The sequence below is a fragment of the Paenibacillus pabuli genome, assembly GCF_039831995.1.
GTDB lineage: Bacteria > Bacillota > Bacilli > Paenibacillales > Paenibacillaceae > Paenibacillus > Paenibacillus pabuli_C.
In genome coordinates, this window is record NZ_JBDOIO010000003.1 from 2,651,300 (window position 1) to 2,663,890 (window position 12,591).

13 protein-coding genes and 1 riboswitch are annotated in these 12,591 nt (G+C 51.8%); of the genes, 2 read left to right on the forward strand and 11 right to left on the reverse strand.

Translation table 11 applies throughout. From position 1 onward, the window contains the following. Positions 1 to 62: 62 nt before the first annotated feature. The 10 genes from cobS to cobD all read right to left on the reverse strand — a co-directional run bounded on the left by cobS (position 63) and on the right by cobD (position 9,928). Positions 63 to 1,049, reverse strand: a complete 987-nt coding sequence (cobS, locus tag ABGV42_RS14150) for an adenosylcobinamide-GDP ribazoletransferase (protein WP_347382209.1) — start codon at positions 1,047 to 1,049, stop codon at positions 63 to 65. After that, on the reverse strand, positions 1,046 to 1,606 hold the full coding sequence (gene cobU, locus ABGV42_RS14155) for a bifunctional adenosylcobinamide kinase/adenosylcobinamide-phosphate guanylyltransferase (RefSeq protein WP_347382210.1): 561 nt from the start codon (positions 1,604 to 1,606) through the stop codon (positions 1,046 to 1,048). Before cobU ends, cobS begins: the two co-directional genes overlap by 4 nt. After that, positions 1,603 to 2,730, reverse strand: a complete 1,128-nt coding sequence (gene cobT / locus ABGV42_RS14160; protein WP_347383239.1) for a nicotinate-nucleotide--dimethylbenzimidazole phosphoribosyltransferase — start codon at positions 2,728 to 2,730, stop codon at positions 1,603 to 1,605. Before cobT ends, cobU begins: the two co-directional genes overlap by 4 nt. A 49-nt stretch (positions 2,731 to 2,779) precedes the next feature. Then, entirely contained in the window at positions 2,780 to 3,601 is an 822-nt protein-coding gene (locus ABGV42_RS14165; RefSeq protein ID WP_347382211.1) for an ABC transporter ATP-binding protein, read from the reverse strand. Then, positions 3,598 to 4,644 carry a FecCD family ABC transporter permease gene (locus ABGV42_RS14170; RefSeq protein WP_347382212.1) on the reverse strand — a complete coding sequence of 349 codons (1,047 nt, stop codon included), beginning with the start codon at positions 4,642 to 4,644 and terminating at the stop codon, positions 3,598 to 3,600. The genes ABGV42_RS14165 and ABGV42_RS14170 overlap by 4 nt, the downstream gene beginning before the upstream one ends. Then, a complete protein-coding gene (locus ABGV42_RS14175) occupies positions 4,641 to 5,642 on the reverse strand; it encodes an ABC transporter substrate-binding protein (RefSeq protein WP_431523618.1) in 1,002 nt (333 codons plus the stop codon). Before ABGV42_RS14175 ends, ABGV42_RS14170 begins: the two co-directional genes overlap by 4 nt. 399 nt (positions 5,643 to 6,041) lie before the next feature. Beyond that, positions 6,042 to 6,180: riboswitch (cobalamin riboswitch) on the reverse strand. A gap of 163 nt (positions 6,181 to 6,343) precedes the next feature. Then, the gene (locus ABGV42_RS14180) at positions 6,344 to 6,991 is read right to left on the reverse strand and encodes a histidine phosphatase family protein (protein ID WP_347382214.1); all 648 of its coding nucleotides are present in this window, start codon (positions 6,989 to 6,991) and stop codon (positions 6,344 to 6,346) included. Then, complete coding sequence (gene cbiB / locus ABGV42_RS14185; protein WP_347383240.1) at positions 6,982 to 7,962, reverse strand: adenosylcobinamide-phosphate synthase CbiB; 981 nt, start codon at positions 7,960 to 7,962, stop codon at positions 6,982 to 6,984. Before cbiB ends, ABGV42_RS14180 begins: the two co-directional genes overlap by 10 nt. 41 nt (positions 7,963 to 8,003) lie before the next feature. After that, positions 8,004 to 8,801, reverse strand: a complete 798-nt coding sequence (locus ABGV42_RS14190; protein ID WP_347382215.1) for an adenosylcobinamide amidohydrolase — start codon at positions 8,799 to 8,801, stop codon at positions 8,004 to 8,006. Next, entirely contained in the window at positions 8,798 to 9,928 is a 1,131-nt protein-coding gene (cobD, locus tag ABGV42_RS14195; RefSeq protein ID WP_347382216.1) for a threonine-phosphate decarboxylase CobD, read from the reverse strand. Before cobD ends, ABGV42_RS14190 begins: the two co-directional genes overlap by 4 nt. A gap of 212 nt (positions 9,929 to 10,140) precedes the next feature. On the opposite strand from cobD, the gene ABGV42_RS14200 reads away from it, so the two are divergent. Both ABGV42_RS14200 and ABGV42_RS14205 read left to right on the forward strand, forming a co-directional pair. Then, the gene (locus ABGV42_RS14200; protein ID WP_347382217.1) at positions 10,141 to 11,142 is read left to right on the forward strand and encodes a lipoate--protein ligase; all 1,002 of its coding nucleotides are present in this window, start codon (positions 10,141 to 10,143) and stop codon (positions 11,140 to 11,142) included. 125 nt (positions 11,143 to 11,267) lie between these two features. Next, positions 11,268 to 12,071 (forward strand): Cof-type HAD-IIB family hydrolase, encoded by an 804-nt coding sequence (locus ABGV42_RS14205; RefSeq protein ID WP_095289219.1) that lies wholly within the window; start codon positions 11,268 to 11,270, stop codon positions 12,069 to 12,071. A gap of 227 nt (positions 12,072 to 12,298) precedes the next feature. Here ABGV42_RS14205 and ABGV42_RS14210 read toward each other — a convergent pair whose 3' ends face one another. Further along, on the reverse strand, positions 12,299 to 12,586 hold the full coding sequence (locus ABGV42_RS14210) for a hypothetical protein (RefSeq protein WP_347382218.1): 288 nt from the start codon (positions 12,584 to 12,586) through the stop codon (positions 12,299 to 12,301). Between the last annotated feature and the right edge of the window lie 5 nt (positions 12,587 to 12,591).

Here is a 12,591-nt window from a genome sequence, read left to right on the forward strand (position 1 = left end):
CTGCACGTTCCATCACCCCAGCTCTCAGCGTTATGCTCTACATTACTCATTTCGTTCGTTCCCTATAGCAAAAATAATCCCTGCAGCAGACTTAACACTGTCAGCAGAGCGGCTTCCAGCAGCTCATTCATTGCACCGTACGTATCTCCTGTAAGTCCGCCCAACCTTGCGCTAATACGTTCGGCAACGAACTTGCCGATGAAATACGCAGCCAGCGGTACCAACATGGCAGCCGCCATAGGATACAGCCACCAAGGCAATGTTCCAAGACCCCTGTCCATCGCCAGCATTTCTACCATACTGTTGCCCGGTTGGAAGATCCACACCGCGGCGAGCGTAATGACAGCCGTCAGGATGGTCAGCCCAACCGCAGCGCTTCGTGCCCGCTGAACTTCCTTCCGTTCACCAAGGCCCTTGAACAGGACAGCAAGTCCATCGTCTCCCCGGGCATTCGGCCAAGCCGAAATGGCATATACCATGAACCAGCGGCTCCAGATCATGGGCAGAATCAGCAGTGCCCCATATAGCCAGTTGCCACGTGCTATAAAATCAGCAATTAACGCCGCTTTCATCATGAGCAGCAGTACGCAGGCAATCACGCCCATGGCTCCTACGCGGCTGTCTTTCATAATCTCCAGCATCCGCTCACGGGTTCGATAACTGAGCAGGCCATCCGCTGTGTCCATCCAGCCATCCAGATGAAGTCCCCCCGTAAGCCATACCCATATTGTAAGGGTCAACACGGCCGCCGGAAATGATGGCAGCAGTGCACCTGTCAGGGCGCCACCGAACCAGACACATAACCCAATGGCCGCACCGACCAGGGGATAATAAACCACACTTTCCCGCAGTAGTGGCGGGACGAAGTCAATCTGCATTTTCACCGGGAAACGGGACAAAAATTGAAAAGCGGCTGCTGCCGCATGTTTTTGATCAAGTCTGTTCACATTCTCCGCATCCAGAGCTGGCCCTTGGTTAACCTGATTCGTATGATCTTCCCTGTTCATCTCCTCATGGTTATGCTGGCTGTCGTTACCTTCATGGCTCATAAGCGGTACTCCTTGCTTTTCAGCTCCATAGCAATCCCTACTGTCACCAGAAATACTTCGCGGCAAATAGCAGCGACCCGCTGATTCAATATGCCCGCCAGATCCCGATATCTTCTGCCAAGCGCATACTCCGGCACGATGCCGTCGCCCACTTCGTTCGTAACAAGGACAAGCAGCCCGGGATAGGACTCGATGGCGGATACCAGTGCATTCATATGATCCAGAACAACCTGCTCAGGTTCTTGCTCGTGGGTAAGCAGTACATTGGTCAACCAAAGCGTCAGACAATCCACCAAAATGGTCGGAGCAGACGATCCTGTATGCGATTCTCCCATTTGTGTAATGAGTTCCGGCAATGCCAAGGGTTCCTCCACCGTATGCCACAGGTACCCCACTTCATCCCGCTGATTCTGATGCAGGCGTATTCGTTCGCGCATCTCGTCATCATATGCCTGTGCGGTTGCGACATACCAGGCCTCGGAGGAACGCTGCATGCAGAGACGCTCGGCGAAGGAGCTTTTGCCGCTCCTTGCCCCGCCCGTTACAAGTACGCTCATGGAGATACCTCTCCCCGAACCGCTGAAGCAGCTGTCGATGAGTTATTCGCGCCTCCAGTCTCATTCGAGCCTCCCGATACACCAGCACTTGCAAATGTGGCCATCTCATTCAATATACGGCAAGCCGCATCGATCAAATGAAGGCTGAGCACACCTCCGGTTCCCTCACCCAGCCGCATGTCCAGATCAAGCATCGGTCTGAGACCGAGTTCACGCAGGAGCGCGGCATGTCCACTTTCATGCGATGTATGCGAAGCAATCATATATTCAACACTGACCGGAGCAAGCTGTCTTGCAATCAGTGCCGCTGCAGTGGAGATAAACCCATCCACAACAACAGGGCAACCATGAGCTGCTGCTGCAAGAATGACACCTGTCAGTCCGGCAATTTCCAATCCGCCGACTTTGCCAAGCACGTCCAGGGCATCGTCTGCATCCGGTGCATTAACACTAAGTGCCTGGCTGACTACGGCAGCCTTGCGCTGAAGACCTGCGTCGTCAACACCTGTTCCCCGGCCGACCGCAGATGCGGGTGCCGTTCCGGTTAAAGCACACATGACTGCGGCACTCGCCGTCGTATTACCGATTCCCATTTCTCCGGTTACGAACAACCGGGTTCCCTTGGCGACCTCAGTCGCAACAACCTCGGCTCCGGCAAGAATCGCCTGGATCGCTTCATCCCGGCTCATGGCCGCGCCCTGCGCCATGTTGGCTGTTCCTTTGCGCACTTTGCGGGAGACCAGATCGGGGTGTTCCAGATCGGCATTCACGCCAATGTCAACACAGATGACATCTGCACCTGCATGACGCGCCAGGACGTTAACGGCCGCTCCCCCTGCCAGAAAATTATGGACCATCTGCGGGGTTACCTCTGCCGGGAAGGCACTAATGCCTTCGGCAACTACGCCGTGATCGGCAGCCATAACGATGACGGCCCTGCGATCCAGACAAGGCCGAGCCTGACCGGTTATCCCCGCAAGTCGAATAACCAACTGTTCCAGTTTACCCAGACTGCCGGGCGGTTTCGTTAATGAGTCCACATGCGCCGAGGCTTCTGCCGCCACTTCTTCATTAGGACCCACAATCCGATCAATTAACTGTTCCAACGTCTGTTCATTATTCATACCGCCAGCACTTCCTTCATCAAAATATGGGGTCGCCCCCGATTTTCGTTCACTCATGTTCTCGCCGCAGCAACAATTGCGGCAATCCAGTATCGGGATGATTCACCATGGCCGGGTTCACCCGGAAGATATCCCGAATGTTCTCTTCCGTCATTAACGAATGCGGTGTTCCACTGCTTACGAACATGCCTTCACGCAGAGCGAGAATGTGATCGCAGAATTGCGCAGCGAGGTTCAGATCGTGCAGCACAGCCACAATGGTAATCTTGTTTTTTTGCCGCCAGGAAGATAATAACTCCATGAATTGCAATTGATATCGGATATCAAGAAAAGTCGTTGGCTCATCCAGCAATAACAGTTTCGGCTCCTGAGCCATGACTTTGGCAAGTGCCACCCGCTGCCTCTGCCCTCCGCTGAGTGCATCAAGCGGCCTGTCGGCCATTTCGGTTAAGCCCAGTTCTTCCAGTACCCGGTCCACCACTGCCGCTCCATCTGCGGATTCCCTGCCAAGCCAATTCTGATAAGGATAACGTCCCATCTCCACCACATCTCGGACGGGATAGGAAATGGCTGGCAGACCGTCCTGCTGTAATACCGCAATCATGCGGGACAGATCTTTCCGACTGTATGAGGTAATCTCCCGGCCTGCAATCCGGATGCTGCCTGCACCAGGCTGTTCGGTTCCGGCAATGAGCTGGAGCAGCGTTGATTTGCCGCTTCCGTTTGGACCAACGACACCCCACCATTCCCCTTCTGTCACACGCCAGTCCACGTTATGCAGTGCCCGGTGGTGACCGTACATTTTACCTGCTCCAGCGACTTCGATCAGCGGCTCTTTTGAGGTCATGCTTGTACCCGTGTCCGTACTCATGGCATCCCCCCTTTTCGCAGCTTTTTATTCCGATGCAGCAGATACGCGAAGAAAGGAGCACCGACAAAGGCCGTCACCACACCAAGCGGAATTTCGGTCGGTGCCAGCAAGGAGCGGGCAATCGTATCCGCCCATACCATGAAGATGGCTCCGCCAATCGCGGACAAGGGAACCAGCAAACGATAGTCAGGCCCAACGATTAGCCGAAGAATATGCGGGATAACGAGCCCTACGAATCCAATGACACCCGAAACCGAGACAGCCCCGGCGGTAAGCAGTGTTCCTACGGCAAGGACGGATAGCTTCAACCCATCCACCTGGACACCGATATGTGCAGCCTGCCGTTCCCCCAGTGCAAGAACGTTCAAGGAACGGGCACGGCTCCAGAGGAAAATCAGACCGAGTATAAAATACGGGAAAAGGATGGCCGTATACGACCACCCACGCAGAGCCAGACTTCCCATCGTCCAGTATATAATTTCGTTAATCGTCTGTTTCGACATGGTCGACAGGAAGGAGACCACCGCTCCCAGAAAGCTTTGCATCACCACACCAGCCAGAATCAGGCTGTGCGTCGGCATTTTGCGCCCTTCACGAGCCAGGGCGAGTACAAACCATAATGTAAGCACGCCCGTCAGAAACGCAACGAGCGGCAAGGTCCAGATTCCGATCAGTGCATACTGCAATCCGAAGAAAATCAGAAAAGCTGCACCCACCGATGCCCCAGACGATACACCAAGCGTAAACGGATCTGCCAGCGGGTTACGAAGGACCCCCTGGAAGCCCGCTCCGGCGATGGCCAGCGATGCACCCACGAGTACAGCAAGCAGCACCCGCGGGAACCTGACCTTCCATATAATCTGCTCGGCTGCCGTACTCCAGTCAGGTGTGATCCAGTCACCGATCCATGGCATGTGATGAAGCAGAATGCCTGCAATGTCACGGACAGGCAGAGCCACCGAACCGATGCCCGTACAGATCAGCACGGTCAGCACAAGCAGCAGAATTCCGGCTGTTCCGTACACTGCCAGCTTTTTACTCATTGGAACAGGTCAGGATAGATCGCTTTGGCTACAGCTTTCAGACCTTCCGTTACACGTGGTCCCGGACGGCTCAGCAGATTGGCATCCAGGCCAATGACTGCGTCGTCTTTCACAGCTGTGATTTGATCCCAGCCGCTGCGCTCTTTGATGATTTGATCCAGTGTTTTGGAGTTTTCATCAATAACATCATTAGCGTACAGAATGACATCCGGGTTGGAAGCAATAATGTTCTCTTCGTTAATTTCATTCCAGCCTACGAGGTCGGAAGCAACGTTGAAACCACCGGCTACCGTAATCAGTTCATCCATGAATTCGCCTTTACCCACGGTCCAGCCTGGGGAGAATTCAACATATACTTTTTTCTGATCTTCCGGCTTAACAGCCTTAACCGCTTCGGTTACGTCCGCTACATCCTGTTTCATCTTCGTGATGAGCTCCTGAGCCTGCTCCTGATGATCCGTAATTTTGCCGAACGTTTCAATATTGTTCATGACATCGTCTACCGATTTGGGATCCGTTTTGAAAATGGTGATACCCAGGTCGCGCAGTTTCTTCACGGCTTCTTCGCTCATAGAAATCCCTGTAAATACGACGTCTGCTTCGGCTGCGATAATCGACTCTTCATTAGGCTTCGACACACCGCCCATTTTCGGTTTGGTTGTTGCAGCTTCCGGATAATCGTCATAGTCGGATACACCTACGATCTGCTCGTCCAATCCAAGTGCAAACAACGATTCGGTTTCTGCCGGAGATACGGATACGATTTTGGTTGGCGCTTGCTCAAACGTGAAAGATTCACCCGTCGCATCGGTTACCGTAAGTGGATATTGTGTTTTGAGATCCGTCTGCTCCTGGCCTTGGGATTGCTCCTGTGCCGGCTGCTGCGTAGACGTACCTGTTCCCTCGCTCGTTGTTGCGTTTCCACATCCGGCCAGAGCCAGTGTCAGCATCGCTGCTGTCAGCAGGGACGCCATGCCTTTCCAATTCTTGATGTTCATGTTGTTCATTCTCCCCTTCTCTATGTTCTCTCTTAAGTAGTGCTCCTGACCATTTCCCCTGAATTTGTGTTCCTAAATAAAATGACCCTAGAAAACCACACTAGGCCACTACGATTGCAGTACCATCTTCCGATCGCTGTTATCCCCAGATTTTTTTGATTCTCTTTTATTAACGTGAAAATCCGGGGATAAAGGCGAACGCTACGCTTCTCCAGATTGGTTCTGCACTCTTCGTTACGTGTGAATATTTCGGTTCATCCTATATGAACAAAAAAATCCCTGATCCTTACTTCAGGATCAGGGATGACGTCTCGCATATGGCGATCTGCACATCTTCAGCATACCCGCTGTCCATGCGCATAGAATTGCCCGAAACGCTGTCCTTTCCTCGAAGGAACACCGGTTTGTACGTCCAGGGCAGGTAACCTGACTTACAGGACTGCTCGTCCTGATTTACAGTGGCGGGACCGTGCCGGATTCACACCGGCTTCCCTATTTCACCCATTGTGCCGTCCATCGCTTGCCTATACTCGATGAAATCTTCTAACTTGCACAAGGGACCCGTGGTCGCTGATATTGTAACCATTCAAGTGAGCATGTCCCATCCATCAGCGCTTAAGCGCATAACGAGATATGTATTCATGCTGAAGTCACACTTCTGTTGTGATTATAGGTTATATTGCACATCCTTACAACCCGATTCACGGAAAAGACACCCTGCTTGAAACCCAGCTATTTTCGCTTTTTTCAAGTCGAACCTTAATTGCTTGCCCCGGAATGACCTGTGTATCCCAGAATCCCAGTTCCGGTATAAGACGTGATATGGCATAACGAATTACACCGCCATGGGTAACTACCGCTATCGCCGGAGCGGGATTTTTACCGAAATAGCGCGCCGGCGAAGCGGACAAAAGACACTCCTTCAGGAAGGTGTCAATCCTCGCAGCAAAAGCCTGCCAAGGCTCGCCGCCCGGTGGCGTCACATCCTGCGGTGCATCAATCCAATCCCGGTAGTGCGGATTGTCCTTGAGTTCATCGTAAGTCAGGCCTTCCCATTGCCCAAAATCAATCTCACGCAGACGCGGATCAAGCTGCGCTTGCTCTGCTTGCGCAGGTGCAATTCGTTCCATGGTCTGCCGGCAGCGCAGCAGATCACTGCAATATAGCACATCCCATGTGATCGCGCTAATGGACTCGCGAAGCGGCGCCATTTCCCGCTCTGCATCTGGCAGAAGACCGATATCGGTATGTCCGAGGTATCTCTTTTCCACATTCCAAGAAGTTGTCCCATGACGGATAAACACAATTTCCCGTATTTCAGTTCCACAATGCTCGTGCTCTACTTCCATAACAGTGCACCTCCTGCTGTCCAGATGCCGAACGCTACCAGCCAGCATAACAGCACAAAAGCTCCCGCCGACCAGAACATCAAACGTGTGGTTCGCACGATATCCTCTGCTTCCATCAGCCGTGCCTGATCGCCCATATAGGCTCGAAAAGAAGCTACGCCGTGATAGACGTTATGCCCCCCAAGCCTGATGCCGAGCGCTCCTGCAACGGCCGACTCCGGAAATCCGCTGTTCGGACTGGGGTGCAATCTGGCATCCCGGCGAACCATGCGTGCCGCGCCCTTTGCATTCAGCTTCATGATCCATGCTCCCGTAATCAGAAGCAAGGCGGTAAGACGCGCCGGAATCCAGTTCGCCCAATCATCCAGGCGGGCAGAGGCCCAGCCGAGGTGTAAATACTTTTCATTTTTATAACCAACCATGGAATCCAGCGTATTAACGGCCCGATAAGCCATTGCAAGCGGTGCACCCCCAATCAGGGCATAGAATAGTGGAGAAACGATGGCATCCACGATATTTTCGGCTACAGTCTCCACGGTTCCCCTTACCACTTCCGGTTCATCCAGATGCGCTGTATCCCGCCCCACGATCATGCCCAGTGAACGTCTAGCCGCAGGCCAATCCCTTACTCTCAGATGACGATACACTTCCATGCCTGCATCCTTCAGTCCTTTGGAAGCAATGGTGGTGGCAATCAGTACCACTTCAGCTAGAACTGCAACCGCTGGGTGAACAAGTCCAAGTATGTAGATCACTCCCCAAGAAAGCACAAATGAACCACCCGCAATAACTATGGGAAAGAGCAGCCCTGCCCCTTTAAGACCCTGATCACTGCTCACTCGCTTTCTTATCACTCGCTCCAATGCAGAAATTCCCTTTCCCATGCCGATCACCGGGTGAGGGATCCAGCGTGGATCTCCAATGAGGCGATCCAGTATGTATGCCGCTAAAATAATCCATGCCCCTGTCATTCCTGTCCATATTGGCCAGTCCGCCCACTGACTCAGAGATATCATTGCTTGTTATTCCTCTCTTTCCACGCCTGTCCGGCTTGCAAACTTTCGGTAACGGCATCATAGACCAGACGCCCAATCGCTGCCCCAATCACCGTGGCCGTGCCCGCGTAGGAAATCAGTGGTTTCCCCTCCACCTGACTCGCGGCAAGCACCATGGCATCCGTCGTCGTTCCCGTTGCCATCAGCCCGTTCTCCGCATCCATCACACCACAATCGGCAAGCGCTGCCGTTTTGGCTTCCACCGCTGTCTGAATGGCATTGACCATGGCTCCGGGTGTCATGCGTCCGTTGATCCATAACATGATATTGATTGTACCGGGAGTATAGGACGACTCTGCAGCCATTCCCTCCCGGGTAGCCATGTTGCCTGCAGCATCGAACACTGTTCTAGCGGAGCCAGCCCGCGCAGCATTGGATACACCGGCTGTTGTGCAGCACAAGATCCCCGCTTCATCGCCCATATATTCCTGAACGGAAGTGTGCGCGAGCTTCACGGCGGTCAGCAATCCAGCGCATGCAGTTGTGCGCTCCTCCCATCCTTTCAGGAGGCCTGTAATATCGCTCGGCGGATCGTCACAGCGATAATGCCTGTCTACATAGATATTGAATATGCGATCCAGCTCCATCATCCCTCCGCCGTACACGGCACTGGAAAGGGCACTTACCCGGGTAGGGATGGATGCTCGAATATGACGTTCATATGCATTAATCTTTAACCCAGGCCATGCAGAAGAAGCATATTCATTTTGTGCTGCTTGCGCGTGAGTATAGTACGGAAAGAATGGCAGCGTCATCGCTCCGCACCCCCGCCCTTCTGCTCCGGACGCTTTGGCCCAGTCACACTTCTCATTTCGTTCACCAAACGAAGATTCGACTCCGCATCCTTTACCGCCAATCGGATATGCCTTTCTCCAAGTCCCGGGTACATGGCGCAGCTCCGGATCAGAATCCCCCTCTTTCCCAAAGCCGCCTGCAGGGTTGCCGCTGTCCATGGCTGCGGCACACGTGCCAGCAAGAAGTTCGCTTCCCCGCGTGTCACTTCGCATCCACAGGCCTCCAGGCCGGCTGCCAGTTTCTCTCGTTCAAACGCCACCTGTTCCAACGTCTCCCGTTCAAAAGCTTCCCCGCTGCTTAGACAGGCTTCTCCCGCGATTAGTGCCAATCCGTTAACACTCCAGGTTACCTGTTTCTCCGTCATGGCACGAATCAGATCCGGGCGTCCCATCGCATAGCCAAGCCGAAGACCCGGAATGGCATAGAACTTCGTCATCGAGCGAATGATGATCACCTGTGGGTAATCCTGTAATCGGGAAGCCAGGGATTGTCGCCGCGTTTCAGGAATGAAATCCATAAATGCCTCATCAATCACCATGACAGTATCTGTCTTCTCTGCATGACGGGCCAGCCGCTGCAATACTTCAACGGGATATTGTACTCCATTGGGGTTGTTCGGCTGTCCAAGAAACAGCAAGTCCACCTGTTCCATCAGCCTCTCGATATCTTGGGGAGCTGCTCGCCATTCGAGCTCCTCCTGCCCCAGAACATGATGCATTTCTGCCCCAAATTGCTTGGACAATGAACGATACTCCGAGAACCCCGGTTCCACGGTGCCCACCTTCCGGGGAGAGAGTCCGAGCAGGATCAGAGCCATGCTTTCCGCAGCTCCATTCCCTATAGATATATATTCTTCTGACAGGCCAAGGCGTTCGCCAAGCAATGATTTGAATGTCCGATGCGCAGGATCAGGATAACGAAGTATCGCCCGCATCCCTTGCTCTAGCGCCTTCAGAACGTCCTTAGGCGGACCCAAAGGGTTAATGTTTGCACTAAAATCAAGGAAATCCCCAGGATTCCCGCCAAATCTTGACGCAGCAGTCTCCACGTCACCGCCATGTCCGAATACTTCAATGAAACCGCTCATTTTTGTCCGTCATCCTTTCTGCATGTCATTTTTATTATGGATGGCGTAACTGTCATGGGTCAATCCTGATTTGCCTAAACCATCCATTCCCTGCTTCAATTCCTTTGTGTCCAATCGACAATTCGATTACAATAGAAGAGGAATTTTGATTTGCACGCGTAACACTACATAAGGGATCAGCGTCCCTCACATACATTAATGGAGGAATGACCATGCTGTTTGTTGATAACCAGGGCATTACAGATCCTTCTGTAAACCTCGCCATTGAGGAGTACATTTTGAAGCATCTGCCGATGGATGACAGTTATCTGCTGTTTTACATTAACCGCCCGTCCATTATTATTGGAAAACACCAGAATACCATTGAAGAGATCAACATCGAATATGTTCAGGATAACGGTGTGCAGGTTGTACGGCGTCTCTCTGGAGGCGGAGCAGTCTACCATGATTTGGGCAACCTCAATTTCAGTTTTATTACCAAGGATGACGGACAATCCTTTCACAACTTCCGCAAGTTCACCCAACCTGTCGTGGAAGCTCTGCAGGAGCTTGGTGTGAATGCCGAGCTGACTGGACGCAACGATCTGCAAGTCGGAGAAAAGAAAATCTCGGGCAACGCCCAGTTCTCCACGCGCGGACGCATGTTCAGTCACGGGACGCTCATGTTTGACCTCAATCTGGATCATGTTCAGGCATCACTGAACGTAAATCCCGAGAAATTCAAATCCAAGAGCACCAAATCCGTACGCAGCCGGGTGGCCAACATTCGGGATCTGATCGACAGCAACCTGACCATTGAGCAATTCCGGGACGAGCTGTTACGTCACATTTTCCGTATGGAGCCGCAGGATGTTCCCCAATATGAACTCACGGAAAAAGATTGGGACAAGATCAAGGAAATCTCCGCCGAGCGTTACAGCAACTGGGACTGGAACTATGGCTTGTCTCCGGAGAGCAATGTGAAGCATACCCGCAAATTCCCTGTCGGCATTATCGATCTGCGCATGAACATCAAGGATGGACGAATCGAGGATATCAAAATCTTCGGTGACTTCTTCGGCGTAGGCGATGTGGCGGATATCGAAAATATGCTGCGTGGCAAGCGTTATGAAGAATCTGAAGTGCGTATGGCACTTGAAGGCCTTGATGTGAAACACTACTTCGGTAACCTGGAGCTGGAGGACTTTATCGGCCTCGTTTTCCTGGAAGAATAGATTTAGATGTAAGTATAGTTTTAGAACGAATTCCAGTATTACACTTTAACGGAAAAAGTGGTCGCGTGTAATGATGGATCCATTCGTTTGTTATTATAGATACAGATAAAAGGAGAGAAACTCAGATGGCTTACAAATTAATGGCAATCGACATCGATGATACCCTCATCAACGACAACAAGGAAGTAACCCCTGCAACACAAACGGCACTGGAACAAGCGGTTGCCCATGGTGTAGTCGTTACCCTAGCAACAGGACGTGCCTATGCTTCTGCACAAGCACTTGCTCGCCAAACGGGATTGAACGTGCCAATCATTACGTATCAAGGTGCTTTGGTCAAAAACCTGCTGGACGAGAAAGTACTCTATGAGCGCTATGTTCCACAGGACGCTTCCCGCAAATTGTACGACTATTGCTTGGAGAACAATCTCCACCTTCAAACGTACATTGATGACAAGCTGTATGCTCGCGAAGAAAACGACAAACTCCGTGATTACGCGAAGCTGAATGGTACCCAGTACCATATTGAGCCTGACTTCATCAAAGTTATTGAACAACAAACACCAAAACTGCTCATCATTGATGAGCCAGATTATCTGGATAAAGTTGCTGTTGACCTGCGTGAATTGCTCGGACCTGAAGTGCATATCACCAAGTCCAAACCATACTTCCTCGAGATCATGCATCGCGAAGGTACGAAAGGCCATGCACTGACATTCCTGGCGGATCACTTTGGTCACCAATTAAGCGAGTGCATTGCGATCGGTGATTCCTGGAACGACCATGAAATGCTGGAAGTTGCCGGTCTTGGCGTGGCTATGGGCAATGCGATCCCTGCTCTTAAAGAGCTGGCAGATTACATTACGGCGAGCAACAACGAAGACGGCGTGAAGCAGGTTATTGAGAAATTTGTGCTGAACGCGGAGTAATACGATAACAACAAGCATATTGCAAAACAAAACAGCCCTAGGCAGCGAATGAACTCGCTAGACCAGAGGCTGTTTTTGTTTTGTTATATCCTCGGAATCATTCCTATTGATATCGGGAATTCAACCATATTTTGCGAAAGTAACCCAATAGTAAATTGAACATTAGAAATACCAGAGCTCCGACACCAAACAGCAGTGCAATCATAATTGATTCACTATGGAGACCTTTAACCTGCAGAAGGATTGCCAAGATGCCTACGACAGTGCCAACAAGAAAATAAACGACTGTTTTCGATATTCCGCTTTTTCGCTTGAGACAACGGTCCAACACTGCCATGAGCGGCAAACCTGCAACCAGATAGAATGCCCATAAAATCAAAAAAACCGGACAGGATCTGATGGCTGAAAGGCCCCAATACAGCTGCCGTATCAACAGAATTCGGATAACGATCCACCCAGGCAGCAAGGAACGAGAGAGTAAATGCCGAACAGATCGTTGCGCAGAATTTGATCATGCTGC